The sequence below is a fragment of the Cellulomonas sp. ACRRI genome, from assembly GCF_022346185.1.
In the GTDB taxonomy this organism is placed as follows: domain Bacteria; phylum Actinomycetota; class Actinomycetes; order Actinomycetales; family Cellulomonadaceae; genus Cellulomonas.
In genome coordinates this window covers 1-22,030 of sequence record NZ_JAKRMS010000077.1, presented here as the reverse complement: position 1 = coordinate 22,030, position 22,030 = coordinate 1, and the positions used below count along the sequence as shown (strand labels likewise).

Sequence of the window (22,030 nt, the reverse complement as noted above, 5' to 3'; positions counted from 1 at the left end):
GGCTGAGGGCGGCTGGGGCGGCTCGGGGCCGGCGTGGGGTGGCGTGGGGCTGCGCGCCGGGGTGCGGCGGGTGGTGCAGGTCCGCGGAGGACGGCGGGCAGCACCATTCCGCGAACCCGTCGGCGCGCAACGCCGAATGACCGGTCGGGAATGCCGGCCGGGTCCGGCAGGGGGCTGCCGTTCACCCGTGTGGCCCCTGGTGGCGCCGCGCAGGACGGTGCCTCTGGCAGGATCGTGCACGGGAAAACGCATTCACCCACCCGGGCGAAGCGCGATGCGACGGCGAGGTGTCCGACAGGTGGACGTGGTCACGCCGGAACTGCTGCCGAACGGTAGGAAATCCCGACGTGGAAACGGACATATGACCGTGATTCGTACAGGGGTGGGTGAAACGCGCCACAGACCGCTTGTCGCCCGGAGGTGTGACAGGTGACGGTAGTGCCGTGCACACGGGGGCGGCAGTGGACTCGGCTCGGGGGACGTCCCCGATGACCGACGCGTTCGCGCTCCACCTGCGCGCCCAGCGCGGGCTCTCCGAGAACACCGTGCGGGCTTACCTGGGCGACCTGGAGGACCTCGCGGCCTACGCGCGCCGGCACGGCGTGCCGGAGCTGACGGGCGTCGACATCGCCGTCCTGCGCGGTTGGCTCGCCTCCATGGCGTCCGCCGAGCGGAGCCGGGCGACGCTCGCCCGGCGTGGTGCGGCGGCGCGCACCTTCTTCGCGTGGGCGGCGCGCACCGGACGCGTCGCGCAGGACCCGGCGCTGCGCCTGGCGAGCGCCCGGCCCGCGTCGCACCTGCCGACCGTGCTGGACCAGGGCTCGGCGGCGGCGCTGCTGGACACGGCCCGCGTGCGCGCGGACGACGGTGACCCGGTCCACCTGCGCGACTGGGCGGCGCTCGAGCTGCTGTACGCGACGGGCGCGCGCGTCGGCGAGCTGTGCGGTGCCGACGTCGACGACCTGGACCTGGCCACGCGCACGATCCGGCTCACGGGCAAGGGCGACAAGCAGCGCGTCGTCCCGGTCGGGGAGCTCGCGGTCGAGGCCGTCGAGGCCTGGCTGAGCCGGGGCCGCCCGGCCCTCGCGACGGAGACCTCGGGGCCCGCCCTCCTGCTCGGCCGCCGCGGTGGACGTGCGGACCAGCGCCAGCTGCGCCAGGCTGTGCACGACGTGTCCGCCGCCGCGGGCGTGAGCGACGTGGCCCCCCACGCGCTCCGGCACTCGGTCGCCACCCACCTCCTGGAGGGTGGCTCCGACCTCCGCAGCGTGCAGGAGGTGCTGGGCCACGCCAGCCTCGCCACCACGCAGCGCTACACCCACGTGACCGCGGACCGCCTCCGCGCGTCCTTCGAGCAGGCCCACCCCCGCGCATGACGTCCGAGATGGAGAGGCCCATGTCAGTTCCGGCTGAGGACACGGTCCCGCTGGCTGCCTCGTCGCGCCGCGGGCCGGGTGCGCCCACCGCGCCCCTCGGGGTCATCCCGCGACAGCAGTCGCCGGAGGTCGACGACCTCGACCTCGACGCCGCCGGGGCGCTCGCCGTCGCCACCGAGGAGGCGGAGGTCGAGCTCGACGACGCCGAGCTCGAGGCGGTCGTGACGCTGACCGCGGTCGCGGACCCGGAGCTGGACGAGCTCGAGGCGCTCGCCGGCCCCGTCCTCGACCCCGTCGCCCAGGACTGGCAGCTGTTCAAGTCGGGCGGCGACCGCCTGGTGCGCGAGCGGCTGATCCTGCACTACGCGCCGCTCGTCACCGCGGTCGCGGGGCGCGTCGGCATGCGCCTGCCGGCGATGGTGGAGCAGGCCGACCTCGTGTCGTACGGCATGTTCGGCCTCATCGACGCGATCGAGAAGTACGAGCCGGGCCGCTCGGTCAAGTTCGAGACCTACGCGAGCGCGCGCATCCGCGGCGCGATCATCGACGAGCTGCGCGCGATGGACTGGATCCCGCGCTCGGTGCGGACGAAGGCCCGCGCGGTGGACCGTGCGTACGCGGAGCTGGAGAGCGCGCTGCACCGCGTGCCGACCGAGTCCGAGGTGGCCGCGCGGCTGCAGATGGACATCCGCGAGCTGCGCGCGCTGTTCACCCAGCTGTCGACCGTGAACGTGGCGGCCCTGGACGAGCTGCTCGGCGCGGGGGAGGACCGCGGCGACCGGCTCTCGCTGCTGGACACCCTCGGCGACGACCGCACCCCGGACCCCGAGAACTCGTTCGAGGCGCAGGAGACGAAGTTCCTGCTGGCGCGCGCCATCGACCAGCTCGGCGAGCGGGAGAAGCTCGTCCTGGTGCTCTACTACTACGAGGGCATGACGCTCGCGGAGATCGGCCGCGTCCTGGGCGTGACGGAGTCCCGCATCTCGCAGATGCACACGGCCGCGATGCTGCGCCTGCGCGCGCGGCTGACCGAGGCCGACCGCGGCTGACCCGGCTCCGGCGGCCCCGGTGCCGCGGGCGAGCAGCACCACCGGGCCGCCGCGGAGCAGCAGCATCGGGTCGAGGTAGACGTCGCCGTCGCGCACGCCCCAGTGCAGGCACGTCGGGGCGCAGTGGCTGCGGTCGCCGGTGACGCTCCCGACCGCCGCCCCGGCCGCGACCCGGTCACCCACCGCGACCGCCGCGGCCACCGGCTCGACGGAGCTCCGCAGCCCGTCGTCGTGCCGGACGGTGAGCACGGGCCGGTCCACCACGACGCCGGCGAACGTGACGACGCCGGCGCGGGGCGCGAGCACGGGCGTGCCGACCGGCGCGTCGAGGTCGACGCCGCGGTGCCCGGCTGCCCACTGGACGTCGGGGCCGTCGAACGGCTCGACGACGACCACCGGCTCGACCGGCGCGCGCCACGGGTCGAGGGCGGCGACGACGGCGCGGGCCGGAGCGGGCCCGAGGACGGCGCGCGCGGTCGGCACCAGGGCGCCGACGAGCGCGAGCAGCAGGGCCGCGGTCAGGACCCGGTGGGGGAGCGGGACGGCGGACATGGCACCGAGGGTGTCCCTCACGCGGGTCCCGGACGAGCTCCCGTGCAGCCTGCCTGGGGACGCGACGCGTCGGGTGCCCTGTGGAGGACTCGGCGCCCGCCTCCCGACCGGACGCGCGCGGCCCCTCGGGTGCTCGGCGCCGCGGGCGGCGCGTCGCGCACGTCACGCCCGCCGGGGTCGCCCCCGGTCGGGGCGCTGGCGCAGGTCCGGTAGACTCCTTCCTGCGACCGGTGCGTGCCGGTCGACATCGCGCGTCATCACCGACGCTCACACCCCCACCGCCCCGGCGGGAGAGGTGCGTGCGGAGGGCCGGCGCCGGCAGCGGTCCGGAACCCCCAGGGGACCCGGTGTCGGCAAGGGCGTGGCGCCAGGGGCGCGTCCCGACCGGGAGGCGCCGACAACCGGACGAGCGGGTGCGCCGAGGCGGGCCCGCGATCACTGTGCGCGCCCCCGACGCGGGCGCGCGGAAGGACCACCATGGCCGTCGTGACCATGCGCCAGCTGCTCGAGAGCGGTGTCCACTTCGGGCACCAGACCCGCCGCTGGAACCCCAAGATGAAGCGCTTCATCTTCACCGAGCGCAACGGCATCTACATCGTCGACCTGCAGCAGTCGCTGTCCTACATCGACCGCGCGTACGACTTCGTCAAGGAGACGGTCGCCCACGGCGGCACCATCCTGTTCGTCGGCACGAAGAAGCAGGCCCAGGAGCCGGTGGCCGAGCAGGCCGCCCGCGTCGGGATGCCCTACGTCAACCAGCGCTGGCTGGGCGGCATGCTCACCAACTTCCAGACGGTGAACAAGCGCCTGCAGCGCCTCAAGGAGCTCGAGCTCATCGACTTCGACGACGTCGCGGGGAGCGCGTACACGAAGAAGGAGCTCCTCATCATGCGTCGCGAGAAGGACAAGCTCGCGAAGACGCTGGGCGGCATCCGCGACATGACCCGGACCCCGTCCGCGGTGTGGATCGTCGACACGAACAAGGAGCACCTGGCCGTCGACGAGGCGCGCAAGCTCGGCATCCCGATCGTCGCGATCCTCGACACCAACTGCGACCCGGACGTCGTCGACTACCCGATCCCGGGCAACGACGACGCGATCCGCGCCGTGCAGCTGCTGACCCGCGTGATCGCGGACGCGGCCGCCGAGGGCACGCTGCAGCGCCACTCGGGCCGCCAGGGCGGCGCCGAGGCCGCGTCGGCCGAGTCCGAGCCGCTGGCCGAGTGGGAGCGCGAGCTCCTGGCCGGTGCCGAGGAGTCGCTGGCCGCCACGCAGGCGACCGCCGACGAGGCCCCCGCGGGCGAGGCGACCCCGGCCGAGGGTGCCGCCACCCCGGGCCAGGACGCCGCTCCGGCCGTCGAGGCCGCTGCCGAGGCCGCCGCCACGGAGACCGCCGCTGCCGAGTCCGAGGGCGACGCCGAGTCCAAGTGACCCGGCCCGCCCATCGCACGCACTGACGAGTTAGGACGGAACAGATGGCCAACTACTCCATGGCCGACATCAAGGCGCTCCGCGAGAAGACCGGCGCGGGCATGATGGACGTCAAGAAGGCGCTCGAGGAGGCGGGGGGCGACGCCGACAAGGCGCTCGAGATCATCCGCGTCAAGGGCCTCAAGGGCGTCTCCAAGCGCGAGGGCCGCTCGGCCTCCGACGGCCTGGTCGCCGCCGAGGTCGTCACCGCCGGCGACGGCGAGGACGAGGTCGGCGTGATCGTCGAGGTGAACTCGGAGACGGACTTCGTCGCCAAGAACGCCACGTTCATCACCCTGTCGGAGAAGGTGCTCGCCACGGCGGTCGCCTCCGGCGCCCGCGACGCGGACGCGCTGCTGTCCGCCGACGTCGAGGGCAAGTCGCTGCAGGACGTCGTCGACGAGACGGCCGCCGTGCTCGGCGAGAAGGTCGTCGTGCGCCGCGTGGCCCGCGTCGCCGGCGAGAAGGTCGCGGTCTACCTGCACAAGGTGAACAAGGACCTCCCCCCGCAGGTCGGCGTGCTCGTCGCGACCGACGCCAAGGGCGCCGAGGTGGCCCGCGACATCGCGACGCACGTCGCCGCGTTCTCGCCGACCTACCTGACCCGCGACGAGGTCCCGGCCGAGACGGTCGAGAACGAGCGCCGCATCGCCGAGGAGACCGCCCGCAACGAGGGCAAGCCCGAGGCCGCGCTGCCGAAGATCGTCGAGGGCCGCCTCAACGGGTACTTCAAGGACGTCGTCCTGCTGGACCAGCCGTTCGCGAAGGACCCGAAGAAGTCGATCGCCCAGGTGCTCGCCGAGGTCGGCGGCACCGTGACCGGCTTCGTGCGGTTCCGCGTCGGCGCCTGACGACGCCACACCCGGTGGCCCCGGCCCGTACGGGCCGGGGCCACCGGTGCGAGATCCCCGCAGCCACCCGCCGACGACCTGGAGGAACCCCATGACCGAGACCCAGCCGCGACGGGTGCTCCTGAAGCTGTCGGGCGAGGCGTTCGGAGGCGGGTCGATCGGCCTGGACGCCGGCGTCGTGCGCCGGGTGGCCGCCGAGATCGGTGCCGCGGTCGCCGACGGCGTGCAGGTCGCGATCGTCTGCGGCGGCGGGAACTTCTTCCGCGGCGCCGAGCTGGCCCAGAACGGGCTCGACCGGGCGCGCGCGGACTACATGGGCATGCTGGGCACGGTCATGAACTGCCTGGCGCTGCAGGACTTCCTGGAGCAGGCCGGCGTGGACACGCGCGTGCAGACCGCCATCACGATGGGCCAGGTCGCCGAGCCGTACATCCCGCTGCGCGCGATCCGGCACCTGGAGAAGGGCCGGGTCGTGATCTTCGGCGCCGGCGCCGGCATGCCGTACTTCTCGACGGACACGGTCTGCGTGCAGCGCGCCCTCGAGACGCACTGCGACGAGGTGCTGATGGGCAAGAACGGCGTGGACGGCGTCTACACCGCGGACCCGCGCACCGACCCCACGGCGACGAAGCTCGACCACCTCACCTACACCGAGGCGATCGTGCAGGAGCTCGGCGTGATGGACTCCACCGCCCTGTCGATGTGCCGCGACAACGGCGTGCGCATGCGGGTGTTCGGGCTCGAGGAGGCGGGCAACGTCACCCGGGTGCTCCGGGGTGAGAAGATCGGGACGCTGGTCACCGAGGACTGACCGCCCGGCGACCCGCCCGGCCGCACGCCACCACGCTGGACCAGAACGACAAGGAGCAACCGTGATCGACGAGATCCTCCTCGAGGCCGAGGAGAAGATGGACAAGGCCGTCGAGGTCGCCAAGGAGGACTTCGCCGCGATCCGCACGGGACGTGCCAACGCGGCGATGTTCAACAAGATCACGGTCGACTACTACGGCAGCCCGACGCCGCTGCAGCAGCTGGCGTCGTTCAACGTCACCGAGGCGCGCACGATCCTGATCTCCCCGTTCGACAAGTCGTCGATGCAGGGGATCGAGAAGGCGCTGCGCGACTCGGACCTGGGCGTCAACCCGACCAACGACGGCAACGTCATCCGCGTGACCCTGCCCGCGCTGACCACCGAGCGGCGCAAGGAGTTCGTGAAGCTGGCCAAGACCAAGGCCGAGGACGCGCGCATCGCCGTGCGCAACGTGCGCCGCCGCGCCAAGGACGAGCTGGACCGCCTGGTCAAGGACGGGGAGGCCGGCGAGGACGAGGTCGTGCGCGCGGAGAAGGAGCTCGAGGCCGTCACCAAGCGGCACGTCGACCTGGTCGACCAGCTCCTGTCCTCCAAGGAGACCGAGCTGCTCGAGGTCTGATGTCGTCCCAGCCCGCTGTCGCCCCGGCGCCCGGCACCTCGCGTGCCGGGCGCGACCTGCCCGTCGCCGTCGCCGTCGGCCTCGGGCTCCTGGTCGTCGTCGCGGCCTCGCTGTTCGTCCGCAAGGAGGCCTTCGGCCTGATCGCGGTCGCGGCGGTCGGCGCCGGGCTGTGGGAGCTGGCGCAGGCCTTCGCCCGCCGCGGGGTGCACATCCCGGTGCTGCCGCTGCTGGTCGGCGACGTGGGCATCCTCGTCTCCGCGTACGTCGCGGGGATGGAGGCGCTGTTCGTCGCGTTCGTGCTGACCGTCGGCGGCATCGTCGTCTGGCGGGTGCTCGACGGCAGCGGCCCACGCGCCGTGCGGGACGCGACGTCCGGGGTGTTCGCGGCGGCGTACCTGCCGCTCATGGCCGGCTTCGTCATGCTGATGCTGGCGGCCGAGGACGGCGCGATGCGGGTGGCGCTGTTCATCCTGCTCTGCGTCGCGAACGACACCGGCGGCTACGTCGTCGGCGTGCTGATCGGCCGGCACCCGCTGGCCCCCTCGGTCAGCCCGAAGAAGACCTGGGAGGGCCTGCTCGGCTCGGTCGTGCTGGCCTCGGTGGTCGGCGTGCTGGGCGTGCACCTCATGTTCGACGGGGACCCCGCCGTGGGCGCGCTGCTGGGCGTGGCCACCGTCGTGGTCGCGACGCTGGGCGACCTGGGGGAGTCGCTCATCAAGCGCGACCTCGAGCTCAAGGACATGGGCACCCTGCTGCCGGGGCACGGCGGCATCCTGGACCGGATCGACTCGATGCTGCTGGCCGCCCCGGTGGTCTACCTGCTGCTCGAGGCGCTCCAGCCCGTCGTCGGCGCCTGACGCCGCACCCGTCGGCTCCCAGCCGACCCCCAGCCCCACCCGACACGATCACCGCCATCACCACCACGCCCCCGAGGAGGACCGCGTGAGCGCCACGCCCGTCGCACTCAACCTGTCGGCCCCGACCCGCGGGGCCCGCGGCAAGCCGCCGAAGCACTTCGTCGACCTCACGCCCTCCGAGCGCGTCGAGGCCGTCACCGCGCTCGGCGAGAAGCCGCTGCGCGCCAAGCAGCTCGCCACGCACTACTTCAGCCACCTGACGGTCGACCCCGCCGCGATGACCGACCTGCCCGCGGCGAGCCGCGACAAGCTGGTCGAGGCGCTGTTCCCGCCGCTGCTCACGGCCGCGCGGACCTTGCAGGCCGACGGCGGCACCACGGTCAAGACGCTGTGGCACCTGTTCGACGGCGCCAAGGTCGAGTCCGTGCTCATGCGGTACGCGCACCGGTCGACGCTGTGCGTGTCGAGCCAGGCGGGCTGCGGCATGGCGTGCCCGTTCTGCGCCACCGGCCAGCTCGGCCTGACCCGCAACCTGTCGACGGCGGAGGTCGTCGAGCAGGTGCGCGCCGCGGCCGCCGCGCTGGAGGCCGGCGAGGTCCCCGGCGGGCCGACCCGCCTGTCGAACGTCGTGTTCATGGGCATGGGCGAGCCGCTCGCCAACTACAAGACCGTCATGGAGACCGTGCGGCGCATGATCGCGCCGGTCCCGGACGGCCTGGGCATGTCGGCCCGCAACATCACCGTCTCGACGGTCGGCCTGGTGCCCGCGATGCGCAAGCTCGCGAAGGAGGGCATCCCCGTGACGCTCGCGCTGTCGCTGCACGCGCCGGACGACGAGCTGCGCAACGAGCTCGTGCCGATCAACACCCGGTGGAGCGTCGCCGAGACGATCGACGCCGCCTACGAGTACTTCCAGGCGACCGGGCGCCGGGTGTCCATCGAGTACGCGCTGATGCGCGACATCAACGACCAGGCGTGGCGCGCCGACCTGCTGGGCACCGAGCTCAACCGGCGCGGGCGCGGCTGGGTGCACTGCAACCCGATCCCGCTGAACCCGACGCCCGGGTCCAAGTGGACGGCGAGCGATCCCGCGGTGGAGCAGGAGTTCGTGGCACGCTTGCGCGCACACGGCATCCCGACCACCGTCCGGGACACCCGTGGGTCCGACATCGACGGTGCGTGCGGCCAGCTGGCGGCTGAGGAGGACTGATGAGCGGCGGCGCCATGTTCCGGCGGGTCACCGGGATGCGGACGGGTTACCACCCCGAGGAGGTCGACGACTTCTTCACGCACGCCCGGACGGTCTACGAGCAGGGCCCCGCCGGCGCGCTGTCCAGCCGTGACGTCCGGACCGTCGCGTTCGACCTGGTCCGCCACGGGTACTCGACCACGGCGGTCGACGCCGCGCTCGACCGCCTCGAGGCGGCGTTCGTGGCCCGGTCCCGCGCGGACTTCATCGCCGAGCGCGGCCGTCAGGCGTGGATGGAGACGCTCGCCGAGCAGGCCCGGAGCCTGTACGGCCGGCTGACGCGTCCCGCCGGCGAGCGGTTCGCCCACCCGAAGGGCCGCCAGGCGGGCTACGACGCCGCGGAGGTCGACGCCCTGTGCGACCGGCTCGTCGCGTACTTCGACACGAACGCGTCGCTGAGCGCGCAGGAGGTGCGCTCCGCCGTGTTCGCCCGGCGCAAGGGCGCCCGCGCCTACGCCGAGGGGCCGGTCGACGCGTTCCTGGAGCGCGCCGTGGACGTGCTGCTCGCCGCGGAGTGAGGCCCGCTCGGGCAGGATGGGGCGGATGAACGCGCGCACCGTCGTCCTGCTCGGCTCCACCGGATCGATCGGCACCCAGGCCGTCGACGTGATCACGCGGAACCCCGACCGGTTCCGGGTGACCGGGATCAGCGCGGGGGGATCGGACCCCGTCGCGCTGGCGCGGCAGGCCGTGGCGCTCGGCGCGCAGACGGTGGCCGTGGCCGACCCGGACGCCGCCGGCACCGTGTTCGCCGAGGTCGTGCGCGCCTCCGCCGAGGCGGGGCTGCGCCAGGTCGGCGTCGAGGTGCTCACGGGGCCCGACGCGGCGTCCCAGCTGGCCGCCCGCGGTGCGGACGTCGTGCTCAACGGCATCACCGGGTCGGTCGGGCTGGGGCCGACGCTCGCCGCGCTCGGCTCGGGGAGCGTGCTGGCGTTGGCCAACAAGGAGTCGCTGGTCGCCGGCGGCCCGCTGGTCCGCGCCGCCGTGCAGCGCCCCGGTCAGGTCGTGCCGGTGGACTCCGAGCACTCGGCGATCGCCCAGTGCCTGCGCGGCGGCCGGCGCGCGGAGGTCCGCCGGCTGGTGCTGACGGCGTCGGGCGGCCCGTTCCGTGGGCGCACCCGGGCGGAGCTGGCCGACGTGACGCCCGAGCAGGCGCTCGCGCACCCCACGTGGTCGATGGGGCCGGTGGTGACGATCAACTCGGCCACGCTGGTGAACAAGGGGCTCGAGCTGATCGAGGCGCACCTGCTGTTCGACGTGCCCGTGGCCGACATCCAGGTGGTCGTGCACCCGCAGTCGGTGGTGCACTCGATGGTCGAGTTCGCCGACGGCTCGACCATCGCCCAGGCGTCCCCGCCGGACATGCGGCTGCCCATCGCCCTCGGGCTGTCCTGGCCCGACCGGCTGCCCGGGGCCGCCGCGCCGGTGGACTGGACGCGCGCGGGGGCGTGGGAGTTCGAGCCGCTGGACGAGGACACGTTCGGCGCCGTCGGCCTGGCCCGGGCGGCCGTCGCCGCGTCCGCCACGCACCCGGCGGTGTACAACGCGGCGAACGAGGAGGCCGTGGCGGCGTTCCTGGCGGGGCGGCTCGGGTTCCTGGGCATCGTCGAGACGGTCGAGGAGGTGCTGGCCGCGCACGACGGCGGCCCGGTGCGGGACGCGGCCGACGTGCAGGCGGCCGAGGACTGGGCGCGCGCCCGCGCCCGGGAGCGGGTCGCGGCGGCCTGAGGTCGGGCGCGCCGGTCCGCGCGGGTCGCGGGGACGCGAGGGCGCGCGCCGCCAGGTCGTCGAGATCGGTGGTTCGCGTCGAGATCGGTGGCTGGAAGCACCGATCCGGGGTGGACGCACCGATCTCGGCGGAGCCGCCGGCGGCGCGCGCGCCGGGTCAGCGCTCGCCCGCGAGCCCGGTGAGCCGGCTCGGGCGCCCCGTGAGGCGCTCCTCCTGGTCGGCCAGGGTGGCCGCGCCCTCCCGGACCGCCGCGCGGATCCGGCCCGCGAGCCGCCGTGCGGCCGCGCCGCCCGCCGCCCCGGACGCGCCCGCCGCCCCGCGCACCACCCACGGCAGTCGCGTCAGCGCCCCGTCGCCCCCGGTCAGCAGATCCGCCAGGGTCCGCCCCGCGAGGTTCGCCGCCGCGACGCCGTCGTCCCCGCCGCCGTCCGCCCACGCGAGCCCCGCGTCGGCGTCGAACCCGAGCGCGGGGAGCGGGCCGCCGGCGAGCGCGACGCCCCACGCGTGGGTGGTCCGCGCCCCCGCGGTGGGCGGCAGCAGCCCGGCCAGCGCCCGGTGCAGGCGCAGCACGGCGGCGAGGTCCTGGCCGGACGGGGCGGAGGGCTGCCGGGCGCTGCGCAGGCTGAGCACGAGCCGGTCGTCGGCGGTGCGCAGGGCCCGGACGGGGCGGTGGCCGGCGTCGGCGAGCACGACCCCGCGTCGCAGGCCCAGCGCTGCCCACACCTCCTCGGCCAACGGCGCGGTGGCGACGGCGTGCCGGCCGCCCGCGGGGCGCCCGCCGCCCGTGGCCCGCACGACGAGGGGTGCGCGCACGGTGCCCTGGTCGGTGACGACCGCGCCCGGGGAGAGCCGCAGGGCGCGGGTGCCCTCGGCCACCCGGGCGCCGTGCCCGGTCAGCACGTCGACGAGACCCCGGACGAGTGCGACGGGCTGCAGCCGACCGACGTCCGGGGCGAGGGTGCCGCCGAGCGCGCCCGCCACCCGCGCCGACCCGGCCACGTCGTCCGGCCCGAGCAGCTCCACCTCGTCGCCCCAGACCCGCGCGGCCTCGGCCTCGGCGGCGAGGCGGGCGAGCTGGGCCGGTGAGCGGGCGACGGTGAGCAGGCCGCCGACCGCCACGTCGCCGTCGATCTGCTCCGCCGCGGCGACGCCGCCCACCTCGACGACGGCGTCGCGCAGGGCGGCGCGCGCGGTCCGGGCCGCGTCTGGGCCGTGCACCGCGGCGATCCGTACCGCGGCGACCGCGGGCCCGGCGCCGAACCAGCCGCCGGTCCGCCCGCTCGCCCCGGCGCCGGCGACGTGCTGCTCGACCACGAGCACGTCGAGGGCGGGGTCCGCCTCGAGGAGGTAGTACGCGGTCCACAGGCCGGTGAGACCCGCGCCCACGATGACGACGTCCGCGGTGGTGTCCCCGTCGAGGGGGTCGCGGGCCGGGCGCGGGTCCGCGGCCTGAGCCTGGTCGAACCACAGGGACCGCGACGACGGATCGCCTCCGGTGCTCCACCGCAGCGTGAGGGCGGAGCCGTCGGCGCCGGGCCCCACCTCGTGCACGTCGTCCACGTCGCCTCCCGGGGGTCGTCGGCCGTCGCACCGATCGTAGGGTTGGTCCCCGGTGGTGCAAGGCGGTCGCCGGACGGGTGATCCCGCGGGTGACCGGGGGTCGGGGCCCCTCCCGACCGGTGCCGCCCGGGGTACCGTGCCTCGACCAGCCCACCCCCGCCACGCGTGCCCCGCCACCCGCGGCATGCCACGCGGACCGCCCGGAACGAGCCCCATGTCCGCACCCGCCCCGCCGCCTCGGGACCTGCCGGTCGCCCGCAGGTCCGGCGATCCCACGCTCGGCCTGATCCGGCGGGTGCTGCTGGTGTGCCTGCTGGTCGGGGCGGTGTCCGTCGCGGCGGTGGCGGTGCTGCGCCGGGACGACGTGCTGCTGCGGGTGACGTCGCCGGTGCTCCTGGTCGTGGTCCTGCTGTTCGCCTGGCTGGTGCTGCGTCGACCGGCGGCGACGGTGCCGGTGTCCCGGGTGGTGCTGACGGGCCTGGACGTGCTGTGGCTGGTGACGATGGGCAGCCGGCTGGCCACCGCGGCCCACGACGGCTGGGACGCGCTGTTCCCGACGACGTTCATGGGCCTGGCGCTGTTCGTGGTGATCGGTTACCTGGTGTTCCCGACCCGGTTCGCGGCGCTGCACGCGGGCGCGGTGGTGGTCGCGACGCTCGGCGTGGGCTGGGCCGGGCTCGCGCTGGGTCCGTCCGGTCCCGGGACCCGCCAGCACGCGGTCGACCTGGCCCGCTACGCGGTGTACCTGGCGGTGCTCGCGGCGATGGTCTGGGTGCTGTCGCGCACGAAGGAGCACGCGGCCCGCGCGTTCCAGGTGGCCGAGCGCGCGAGCGCGGAGGCGGCGTCCATGCGGGAGATGGCCTACCGCGACCCGCTGACCGGCGCCGCGAACCGCCGCCGGCTGGAGGACGAGCTCGCCTACCAGGCGCGGGTGGTCGGCTCGGGCCTGGACGTCGCCCTGGTGTATCTCGACCTCGACCGGTTCAAGGCCGTGAACGACGTGCACGGCCACACGGTCGGGGACCGGGTGCTCGTGGCGGTGGCGCGGGCGCTGGAGCAGCACGTGCGGTCCGGCGACCTCGTGGCCCGGCTCGGCGGGGAGGAGTTCCTGGTGGTCGCCCCGGGGACGGGCTCGGGCGACGCCCGGGCGCTGGCGGAGCGGCTGCGGGGCGCGGTCCCGGGGGCGGTGCGCGCGCAGGCGCCGGTGGACGTGACGGCGAGCCTCGGCGTGACCGCGCTGCGCGCGGGGGAGGAGCCGGCGGCGGCGATCGGGCGGGTGGACGCGCTGATGTACCGGGCGAAGCGGGCGGGCCGGGACCGGGTGGCGGTCGACGGCGACGCCGACTCCGGCGCCCCGGCGCCCTCCGACCCGGCCGACGTCCAGCCCCTCCCCAGGATTCCGGGGCAGGATGGGGGGTCGACCCACCCGCGCCGAGCCGACCCGCTCGGCGGGCAGCCGCACTGAAACGGAGACCTCCGCATGGCCTACGCGATCGGCGTCGTGGTGCTCGTCGTGGGGATCCTCGTGTCCATCGCGCTGCACGAGGTCGGCCACATGGTGCCCGCCAAGCGGTTCGGCGTGCGCGTCAGCCAGTACATGGTCGGCTTCGGCCCGACGCTGTGGTCCCGCACGAAGGGCGAGACCGAGTACGGCGTCAAGGCGATCCCGCTCGGCGGCTACGTCCGGCTGATCGGCATGTACCCGACGCCCGAGGCGGTCGGGAACCCGCCGGTGCGCGGGTTCTTCAGCCGGATCGCCGCGGACGCCCGCGAGGCGAGCGCGGAGGAGATCCGCCCGGGGGAGGACCACCGGGCGTTCTACCGGCTGTCGACGCCGAAGAAGCTGGTCGTCATGCTCGGCGGCCCGGTGATGAACCTGGTCATCGCGGTGGTGCTGCTGGCCGTGGTGCTGGTCGGCATCGGCGTGCAGGGCGCGAGCACGACCCTGTCCTCGGTCAGCCAGTGCGTGCTGCCGGCAAGCTCCACCGCGACCGAGTGCGCCGCCGACGACCCGGCCGCCCCGGGCGCGGAGGCGGGCCTGCGGCCGGGCGACACCGTGGTGTCGTACGACGGCGTGGCGATCACGTCCTGGGAGCAGCTCAGCGGGCTGATCCGGGGCACAGGAGCGGAGCCGGTGCCGGTCGTCGTGGAGCGGGACGGCGCGCGCGTCGAGCTGACGGTCACCCCCGTGGTCGCCGAGCGCCCCGTGACCGACGACGCCGGGCAGGTCGTCCTCGACGACGCGGGCGACCCGGTGACCCGCGAGGTCGGGTTCCTCGGCGTCAGCCCCGGGACCGAGCTGCAGCGCCAGCCGCTGTCCGAGGTCGTGACGCTGACCGGCGACGCGGTGGTGCAGACGATGAAGGCCGTCGTCACCCTGCCCGCGAACCTGGTGGGCATCGCCGAGAGCGCCTTCGGCGACGGCGAGCGCAGCGCCGAGGGCGTGCTCGGCCCGGTGGGCGTGGCCCGGCTGGCCGGCGAGGTGGCCTCCTCGGACGCGACGGGCGTCGGGGTCGCCGAGCGGGTGTCGGGGATGCTCAGCCTGCTCGCGTCGCTGAACATCGCGCTGTTCGTGTTCAACCTGATCCCGCTGGTGCCGCTGGACGGCGGGCACGTCGCCGCGGCGCTCTGGGAGGGCCTGAAGCGCCAGGTCGCGCGGCTGCGGAAGCTGCCCCGGCCGCGGCCGGCGGACGCCGCGCGGCTGCAGCCGGTGGCGCTCGCGGTGTTCGTCGTGCTCGGCGGGATGGGGCTGCTGCTGGCCTACGCGGACATCGTCGCGCCCGTCACGTTCGGCTGAGCCGCGCCGCTCGGGTGCGCAGCGGCCGCGCGGTGCGATGATGGCCCGGTGAGCACCCCCATCAGCCTGGGCATGCCGGAGGCTCCTGCGCCGGTGCTGGCCCCGCGCCGGCCGACCCGGAAGATCCGCGTGGGCAAGGTCGAGGTCGGGGGCGACGCCCCGGTCAGCGTGCAGTCCATGACCACGACGCTGACGGCCGACGTCAACGCGACCCTCCAGCAGATCGCCGAGCTGACCGCCGCCGGCTGCGACATCGTCCGCGTGGCGGTGCCCAGCCAGGACGACGCGGACGCGCTGCCCGCGATCGCGCGCAAGTCGCAGATCCCGGTGGTCGCCGACATCCACTTCCAGCCCCGGTACGTCTTCGCGGCGATCGACGCCGGCTGCGCCGCGGTGCGGGTGAACCCGGGCAACATCCGCAAGTTCGACGACCAGGTCAAGGAGATCGCCCGCGCCGCGCAGGACGCCGGCGTCTCGCTGCGGATCGGCGTCAACGCCGGCTCGCTCGACCCGCGGCTGCTGGCGAAGTACGGCAAGGCCACGCCGGAGGCGCTGGTCGAGTCGGCCGTCTGGGAGGCGTCGCTGTTCGAGGAGCACGACTTCCACGACTTCAAGATCTCGGTGAAGCACAACGACCCCGTCGTGATGGTGCGCGCCTACGAGCTGCTGTCCGAGCGCGGCGACTGGCCGCTGCACCTCGGGGTCACCGAGGCGGGCCCGGCGTTCCAGGGCACGATCAAGTCGGCCACCGCGTTCGGCGCGCTGCTGAGCAAGGGCATCGGCGACACGATCCGGGTGTCCCTCTCGGCGCCGCCGGTCGAGGAGGTGAAGGTCGGCATCAGCATCCTGCAGTCGCTCAACCTCCGGCCGCGCAAGCTCGAGATCGTGTCCTGCCCGTCGTGCGGGCGCGCGCAGGTCGACGTGTACTCGCTGGCCGAGCGGGTCACCGCGGGGCTCGAGGGCCTGGAGGTGCCGCTGCGCGTCGCCGTGATGGGCTGCGTCGTCAACGGGCCCGGCGAGGCGCGGGAGGCCGACCTCGGCGTGGCGTCCGGCAACGGCAAGGGGCAGATCTTCGTCCGCGGCGAGGTCGTGCGCACCGTGCCCGAGTCGGCGATCGTCGAGACGCTGATCGACGAGGCGATGCGGATCGCCGAGAGCATGGAGCCCGCCGAGGGCGGCACCGGCGGCCCCGTGGTGACGGTGGGCTGACGCCGGTGCGGGGGCTCTGGGAGGACCTGGCGGCGGGGCGGCCGCCCGCCGGCACGGGCGGCGCCCGGGTGCTGTCCGACGCCGACCTGCCGCGCGCGCTCGCGCTGTGCGCGCAGGACCCGGTCGCCGCGGTGCTCGCCACGACCCGCCTGGAGCAGGCGGCGGTCGTCGGGCTGCGGCGCTCGGGCGGGCAGCTGTGGGGCTACGAGGTCGACGGGGCGCTCGTCGCGCTGGCGTGGGCGGGCGCGAACCTGGTCCCGGTCGCACCGGATGCCCGGGAGCGCGCGGCGGCGCTGGACGCGTTCGCGGCGATGGGCCGGGCCCAGGGGCGGCGCTGCTCGTCCGTCGTCGGCGACGCGGACGCGGTGCTGCCGCTGTGGGAGCGCCTGGCGCCCGCGTGGGGCGCGGTGCGGGAGGTGCGCGCCGAGCAGCCCTCGATGGTGATCGACGGCGACCCGGTCGTGGGCCTCGACCCCGCGGTCCGCCGGTCGGTGCCCGAGGAGTACGAGCTGGTGCTGCCGGCCTGCGTGCGGATGTTCACCGAGGAGGTCGGCTACTCGCCGATCGGCGGGACCGGCGGGGCGTACGAGGCCCGGGTGCGGTCGCTGGTGCGCGAGGGCCGGTCGTTCGTCCGGATCGATCCGGGCGACGACGGGTCGCCCCAGGTGGTCTTCAAGGCCGAGCTGGGCGCCGTCGCCGGCGGCGTGGCGCAGGTGCAGGGCGTGTGGGTCGAGCCGACCCGCCGCGGCGAGCGGCTGTCCGAGGGCGGGATGGCGGCCGTGGTCGCCCTCACCCGGCGCGACGTGGCGCCGACGGTGTCCCTGTACGCGAACCACTACAACGAGCGGGCTCTCGCGGCGTACCGCGCGGTGGGCTTCCGCCGGGTCGGGACCTACGCGACGGTGCTGTTCTAGGCGCCGGGGGTCGCGCCGGCCGTCGCCGCCGGGACGTCCGCCAGCGGCTGGTCGGCCGCCAGGCGGTCCCACAGGTCCTGCGCCTGCGACGTCCACACCACGCGGTCGGGGTCCTCCGGCGCCGCCGCCACCGGCACGGTCACCGGCTGCAGCGTCGCCGGGTCGACGTCGCGCAGGGTGAGCGCGAGGCCGGCCAGGTCCCGCACGTCCGCCAGGCCCTCGCTGATCGACAGCGAGCGCGTGACGGACGACAGCACCGGCATCAGGGTGCCGGGGTCGGTCAGCAGGCCCGCGCCCTGCACCTGGGCGGCCAGCGCGTCGACGAGCTGCTGCTGCCGCTCGATGCGCGCCAGGTCGGACCCCATCTCGAGCCCGTTGCCGGTGCCCGTGCGGGCCCGGAGGAACTGCAGCGCGGTGGTGCCGTCGAAGGTCTGCGGGCCGGCGGGGACGTGCAGCCCCGCCTTGGGGGAGTCCATCGCCTCGGGCAGGTCCATCGGGACCCCGCCCAGGGCGTCGATGACGTCCCGGACGCCGTCCATCTTCACGACGACGCTCTCGTCGGTGCGCAGGCCGCTGGCCTGCTCGAAGGTCCGCCGGGTGCACGCGGCCGCGGCGGCGAGGTTGCCGGTGTCGCCGGCGCCGATCGAGAACGCCTCGTTGAACATCTGGTCGGAGCGCGGCTCCGTGGTGCTGCCGTCCTCGAGGGTGCAGGACGGGATGTCGACCAGCGAGTCGCGCGGGACCGAGACGACGTCGACCCGGCTGCGGTCGGCCGACAGGTGCACGAGCATCGTGGTGTCGGACCGCATGCCGTCGACCTCGCCCGCGAGGTCGGCGTTCTCGCCGTCGCGGACGTCGGTGCCCATCACCAGGATGTTCAGCGGCCGGCCCGCGTACCCGTCGACGGGGTCCGGCTCGACCGCCGTGGGCCGGTCGTCGCCGAGGAACTGGTCGACGTCGGCCGCGTCGATCCCGCCCTGCACCTGGGCGTAGAGCGCGACGGCGCCGGAGGTGCCGCCGAGCGCGAGGACGCCGACGGTCGCGGCGGCGACGCGGGCGACGCGGCGGCCGGCGCCCCCGCGGGCGGGGCGGACGTGCCGGGCGGGCCGCTGCACGGCGCGGCTGTGCCGGACGGCGCGGTCGCCGCTGCGGGTGGTCTCGGGCATGCCACCCACGCTAGGGAAGGCCCCGCGGGGGGCGCTCGGCGAGGGCGGAGAGTCCTCGGAGGGATCCTGTGCGGGAGGTGTGAAGCCCGGGGCGTCAGCGCAGCAGCCGGGACATCCGCCGGTCGGCCAGCGGCTTGCCGCCCGTCTGGCAGGTCGGGCAGTACTGCAGCGACGAGTCGGCGAACGACACCTCGTGCACGGTGTCGCCGCACGGCACGCCGTCCCAGCCCGGGCACGGCTCGCCGGTGCGGCCGTGCACCCGCATGCCGCGGCGCTTGGCGTCCTTCAGCTCGGCGGCCGGCCGGCCGGCGGCGGTGGCGACGGCCTCGCGCAGCACGCCGACGGTCGCCGCGTGCAGCCGGGCCACGGCGTCCGCGTCGAACGACCGGGTGAGCGCGAACGGGCTCGTGCGCGCGACGAGCAGGATCTCGTCCGAGTAGGCGTTGCCGATGCCGGCGATCGTGCCCTGGTCGCGCAGCAGGCCCTTGATCTGCTGGTTGCGCGCCGCCATGAGCTCGCCGAGCCGCTCCGGCGTGAACTCCTCGGACAGCGGCTCGACCCCGAGCGTCGCGATCTGCGGCACGTCGGCCGGGTCGGCCACGACGTGCACCGCGAGCCGCTTGCGCGTGCCCGCCTCGGTGAGGTCGAAGCCCGAGCCGTCGTCCAGCCGGACCCGCAGCGCGAGCGGCGACTTGCCCGGGCGCACCGGCGTCGCGGGCAGCTGCTCGGACCAGCGCAGCCAGCCCGCGCGCGCCAGGTGGAACACCAGGTGCAGCGGGTCGCCCGGGCCGCCGCCCGCGGCCGGGGGTGCGACGCCCAGGTCCAGCCACTTGCCGTGCCGGCCGGCGGACACGACGGTGCCGCCGGTCAGGTCGGCGGGCGCGGGGCGGAACGTCTTGAGGGCGCTGATGGCCCCGACCTCGACCCCGGCGACCGTGCGCCCGACGGCGCGCTCGCGCAGGAAGGCGGCCAGCGACTCGACCTCGGGCAGCTCCGGCATGCCCCCATGGTGGCCCAGGCGTCCGACACCTGGCACGCCCACTAGGCTGCCGCCCATGCTGCTACGCCTGTCCACGCTCTTCGTCCGCACCCTGCGCGAGGACCCGGCCGACGCGGAGGTGGCCAGCCACAAGCTGCTCGTCCGCGCCGGCTACATCCGCCGCGCCGCCCCCGGCATCTACACCTGGCTGCCGCTGGGGCTGCGGGTGCTGGGCAAGGTCGAGCAGGTCGTGCGCGAGGAGATGGCCGCCGCGGGCGCGCAGGAGGTGCACTTCCCGGCGCTGCTGCCCCGCGAGCCGTACGAGGCGACCGGCCGGTGGACCGAGTACGGCCCGAACCTGTTCCGGCTGCAGGACCGCCGCGAGAACGACTACCTGCTCGCGCCGACGCACGAGGAGATGTTCACCCTCCTGGTCAAGGACCTGTACTCGTCGTACAAGGACCTGCCGCTCACGCTGTTCCAGATCCAGACCAAGTACCGCGACGAGGCCCGCCCGCGCGCCGGCCTGATCCGCGGCCGCGAGTTCATCATGAAGGACGCCTACTCCTTCGACGTGGACGACGCCGGCCTGGACGCGTCGTACGCCGCGCAGCGCGCCGCGTACCAGCGGGTGTTCGAGCGCCTCGGCCTCGAGTACGTGATCGTGGCGGCGACGTCCGGCGCGATGGGCGGCTCGCGCTCGGAGGAGTTCCTCAACCCGACGGCGATCGGCGAGGACACGTTCGTGCGCTCCCCGGGCGGCTACGCGGCCAACGTCGAGGCCGTCACGACTCCGGTGCCGCCGGCGCTGCCGTACGACGACGCCCCGGCCGCCCACGTCGAGGACACGCCGGACACGCCGACGATCGACTCGCTGGTCGCGGTCGCGAACGAGCGGTTCGCCCGCCCGGACCGCGCCTGGACCGCCGCCGACACGCTGAAGAACGTCGTGCTGGCGCTCGTCCAGCCGACCGGCGTCCGCGAGCTGCTGGTGGTCGGGCTGCCCGGCGACCGCGAGGTGGACCTCAAGCGCCTGGAGGCCGCCGTGGCCCCGGCCGAGGTCGAACCGGCCGTCGAGGCCGATTTCGCCGCGCACCCCGAGCTGGTCAGAGGCTACATCGGCCCGCTCGCGCTCGGCCCGAACCGCGAGGGCCTGGCCGCCGACGCCGAGGGTCGCACCGCGGTGCGCTACCTGCTCGACCCGCGCGTGGTCTCCGGCACCCGGTGGATCACCGGCGCGAACGAGCCCGGCAAGCACGTGTTCGACCTCGTGGCCGGCCGCGACTTCACCGCGGACGGCACCGTCGAGGCCGCCGAGGTGCGCGCCGGCGACGAGGCCCCCGACGGCTCCGGCCCGCTGGAGCTCGCGCGCGGCATCGAGATCGGCCACATCTTCCAGCTGGGCCGCAAGTACGCGCAGGCGCTCGGCCTGAGCGTGCTCGACCAGAACGGCAAGTCCCAGGTCGTCACGATGGGCTCGTACGGCATCGGCGTGTCCCGGGTGCTCGCGGCGCTGGCGGAGGCGAACCACGACGAGCGCGGCCTGGCCTGGCCCGCCGGCGTGGCCCCGGCGCACGTGCAGATCGTCGCGACCGGCAAGGACGCCGCGGTGTTCGAGGCCGCCGAGTCCCTCGCGCAGACCCTGGACGCGCGGGGCATCGAGGTGCTGTACGACGACCGGTTCAAGGTCTCGCCCGGCGTGAAGTTCGCCGACGCCGAGCTGCTGGGCGTGCCGCTGACCGTCGTCGTGGGCCGCGGGCTCGCCGACGGGCTGGTCGAGGTGCGGCCGCGCGTGATCGTCGAGGGCGGGCCGCAGGCCGAGCAGGTGCCGGTCGCCGAGGCCGCGGACCGCGTGGCGGAGCTGGTGGACGCGCTCCTGGCGCGCTGACCCCCGCGGCCGCGACGGCCCCGCCCGGGCGCGACGGGCGCCGCCCGGGCGCGGCCTACGCTTTCCGGCCCCGCCACCGCAGATCGGCGTGGGCGGGGCCGGAAAGCGTAGGCGTCGCGACCGCGCGCCCCCCGGGCGGGTCAGCCCGCGGGCGGGGTGGGCGTCGGGGACGCCGTGGGGGCCGCGGCCGGCAGGCCCGGCAGCGCCGTCGGGACCGCGCCCCAGGACAGCGCCTCCACGGCGGAAGTGCGCAGGCCGTCGACGGCCGCGGTGCGGTCGGCGGTCGACGCGCCGGTGTCGAGCACCGCGTCGGCGTGCACGGCGGCGAGGTCGGTCAGCAGCCCCGCCGCGAACGCCCGCACGGCCTCGGCGGTCGACACGTCGGCGTCCAGCTCGTACGCGACACGCCGCGGGTCCTCCGCGGTGCCCGCGACGCCCACGGCCTCCGCCCAGGTGGTCGCCGCGGCGCGGTGCGCGGCGGCGGCGGAGCGGGCCCGGGCGCGCGCGTCGTCGGACAGCCGGGCGGCGGCGACCTCGAAGCCGTAGCCCGCCTGGTCCTCGGCGAGCACCAGCGCGAGGGCGTCGGCCCGCTCGAGGTCCGCGCCGAGCGCGTCGGCGGGTCCGGTCGGCGTCGGCGCGGGGGTCGCGGCGCCGGTGGCCGTGGGGGACCCGGACGCCGACGGCAGCGCCGCTGACCCGTCGCCCGACCCGGACCCGTCCGCCGACCCGCCGGCGGTGAAGCCGCCGTCGGGCTCGGCGTCGACCGCGGGCGCCTCGGTGCCGAGCGCGGCGGCGAGGCGGTCGGTCAGCTGGGCGCGCGACGCGGCGACCGACGCGAGCAGCCGGGCGAGGCCCGGCTCGTCGGTCGCGCGGGCGTCGGCGCGGGCCTCGGACGCGGCAGCGCCCAGGAGCGCCAGGACGTCGGCGGGGGTGGCGGCCGGGTCCGTGGCGGAC

At 75.5% G+C, this 22,030-nt stretch carries 19 protein-coding genes and 1 pseudogene; 15 read left to right on the top strand and 5 right to left on the bottom strand.

Features of this window, described 5'->3' with window-relative positions:
* Positions 1-488 precede the first annotated feature (488 nt).
* Both MHY85_RS13860 and whiG read left to right on the top strand, forming a co-directional pair.
* Positions 489-1,376 carry a tyrosine recombinase XerC gene (locus tag MHY85_RS13860; protein ID WP_239197239.1) on the top strand — a complete coding sequence of 296 codons (888 nt, stop codon included), beginning with the start codon at positions 489-491 and terminating at the stop codon, positions 1,374-1,376.
* Between the two features lie 20 nt (positions 1,377-1,396).
* Positions 1,397-2,425, top strand: coding sequence for an RNA polymerase sigma factor WhiG (gene whiG / locus MHY85_RS13855; RefSeq protein WP_239197237.1), 1,029 nt, complete (start codon positions 1,397-1,399; stop codon positions 2,423-2,425).
* 78 nt (positions 2,426-2,503) lie between these two features.
* Here whiG and MHY85_RS13850 read toward each other — a convergent pair.
* Positions 2,504-2,977 (bottom strand): annotated as a pseudogene (locus tag MHY85_RS13850) (M23 family metallopeptidase); the annotation flags it as partial.
* Between the two features lie 477 nt (positions 2,978-3,454).
* Between MHY85_RS13850 and rpsB the strand changes: the two are divergent.
* The 8 genes from rpsB (at position 3,455) to dxr (ending at position 10,562) form a co-directional block, all read left to right on the top strand.
* Positions 3,455-4,408: a 30S ribosomal protein S2 gene (gene rpsB, locus MHY85_RS13845; protein ID WP_239197235.1), complete on the top strand. Its 954-nt coding sequence runs from the start codon at positions 3,455-3,457 to the stop codon at positions 4,406-4,408.
* Positions 4,409-4,452: 44 nt separating this feature from the next.
* Positions 4,453-5,298 carry a translation elongation factor Ts gene (gene tsf, locus MHY85_RS13840; protein WP_239197233.1) on the top strand — a complete coding sequence of 282 codons (846 nt, stop codon included), beginning with the start codon at positions 4,453-4,455 and terminating at the stop codon, positions 5,296-5,298.
* 91 nt (positions 5,299-5,389) lie between these two features.
* The gene (gene pyrH, locus MHY85_RS13835) at positions 5,390-6,109 is read left to right on the top strand and encodes a UMP kinase (RefSeq protein ID WP_239197231.1); all 720 of its coding nucleotides are present in this window, start codon (positions 5,390-5,392) and stop codon (positions 6,107-6,109) included.
* Positions 6,110-6,170: 61 nt separating this feature from the next.
* Positions 6,171-6,728 (top strand): ribosome recycling factor, encoded by a 558-nt coding sequence (frr, locus tag MHY85_RS13830; RefSeq protein WP_239197229.1) that lies wholly within the window; start codon positions 6,171-6,173, stop codon positions 6,726-6,728.
* On the top strand, positions 6,728-7,585 hold the full coding sequence (locus MHY85_RS13825; RefSeq protein ID WP_239197227.1) for a phosphatidate cytidylyltransferase: 858 nt from the start codon (positions 6,728-6,730) through the stop codon (positions 7,583-7,585). Before frr ends, MHY85_RS13825 begins: the two co-directional genes overlap by 1 nt.
* An 85-nt stretch (positions 7,586-7,670) precedes the next feature.
* Complete coding sequence (rlmN, locus tag MHY85_RS13820; RefSeq protein WP_239197225.1) at positions 7,671-8,795, top strand: 23S rRNA (adenine(2503)-C(2))-methyltransferase RlmN; 1,125 nt, start codon at positions 7,671-7,673, stop codon at positions 8,793-8,795.
* Complete coding sequence (locus MHY85_RS13815; RefSeq protein WP_239197223.1) at positions 8,795-9,352, top strand: DivIVA domain-containing protein; 558 nt, start codon at positions 8,795-8,797, stop codon at positions 9,350-9,352. The genes rlmN and MHY85_RS13815 overlap by 1 nt, the downstream gene beginning before the upstream one ends.
* Before the next feature lie 25 nt (positions 9,353-9,377).
* Positions 9,378-10,562, top strand: a complete 1,185-nt coding sequence (gene dxr, locus MHY85_RS13810) for a 1-deoxy-D-xylulose-5-phosphate reductoisomerase (RefSeq protein ID WP_239197221.1) — start codon at positions 9,378-9,380, stop codon at positions 10,560-10,562.
* Positions 10,563-10,719: 157 nt separating this feature from the next.
* On the opposite strand, the gene MHY85_RS13805 is transcribed toward dxr, so the two are convergent.
* On the bottom strand, positions 10,720-12,123 hold the full coding sequence (locus MHY85_RS13805; protein ID WP_239197219.1) for an FAD-binding oxidoreductase: 1,404 nt from the start codon (positions 12,121-12,123) through the stop codon (positions 10,720-10,722).
* A gap of 214 nt (positions 12,124-12,337) precedes the next feature.
* Here MHY85_RS13805 and MHY85_RS21640 point away from each other — a divergent pair, with 214 nt between their 5' ends.
* From MHY85_RS21640 to MHY85_RS13785, 4 genes are read left to right on the top strand one after another with little or no spacing between them, the layout of a single operon-like run.
* Entirely contained in the window at positions 12,338-13,588 is a 1,251-nt protein-coding gene (locus MHY85_RS21640; protein ID WP_304518957.1) for a diguanylate cyclase, read from the top strand.
* A gap of 15 nt (positions 13,589-13,603) precedes the next feature.
* A complete protein-coding gene (locus MHY85_RS13795; RefSeq protein WP_239197217.1) occupies positions 13,604-14,920 on the top strand; it encodes an RIP metalloprotease in 1,317 nt (438 codons plus the stop codon).
* Between the two features lie 48 nt (positions 14,921-14,968).
* Entirely contained in the window at positions 14,969-16,129 is a 1,161-nt protein-coding gene (ispG, locus tag MHY85_RS13790) for a flavodoxin-dependent (E)-4-hydroxy-3-methylbut-2-enyl-diphosphate synthase (protein WP_239197215.1), read from the top strand.
* Between the two features lie 5 nt (positions 16,130-16,134).
* On the top strand, positions 16,135-17,043 hold the full coding sequence (locus MHY85_RS13785) for a DUF4081 domain-containing GNAT family N-acetyltransferase (protein ID WP_239197213.1): 909 nt from the start codon (positions 16,135-16,137) through the stop codon (positions 17,041-17,043).
* On the opposite strand, the gene MHY85_RS13780 is transcribed toward MHY85_RS13785, so the two are convergent.
* Together MHY85_RS13780 and MHY85_RS13775 are read right to left on the bottom strand one after the other, a co-directional pair.
* On the bottom strand, positions 17,040-18,209 hold the full coding sequence (locus MHY85_RS13780) for an LCP family protein (RefSeq protein ID WP_239197211.1): 1,170 nt from the start codon (positions 18,207-18,209) through the stop codon (positions 17,040-17,042). The two genes, MHY85_RS13785 and MHY85_RS13780, sit on opposite strands and share 4 nt — an antisense overlap.
* Positions 18,210-18,303: 94 nt before the next feature.
* Entirely contained in the window at positions 18,304-19,209 is a 906-nt protein-coding gene (locus MHY85_RS13775) for an Fpg/Nei family DNA glycosylase (RefSeq protein WP_239197209.1), read from the bottom strand.
* 55 nt (positions 19,210-19,264) lie between these two features.
* Between MHY85_RS13775 and MHY85_RS13770 the strand changes: the two genes are divergently transcribed.
* Positions 19,265-21,076: a proline--tRNA ligase gene (locus tag MHY85_RS13770; protein ID WP_239197207.1), complete on the top strand. Its 1,812-nt coding sequence runs from the start codon at positions 19,265-19,267 to the stop codon at positions 21,074-21,076.
* A 140-nt stretch (positions 21,077-21,216) separates the two neighbouring features.
* Here MHY85_RS13770 and MHY85_RS13765 read toward each other — a convergent pair.
* Positions 21,217-22,030 (bottom strand): DUF4439 domain-containing protein (locus tag MHY85_RS13765; RefSeq protein ID WP_239197205.1); only part of this gene is annotated, 814 nt, incomplete at its 5' end.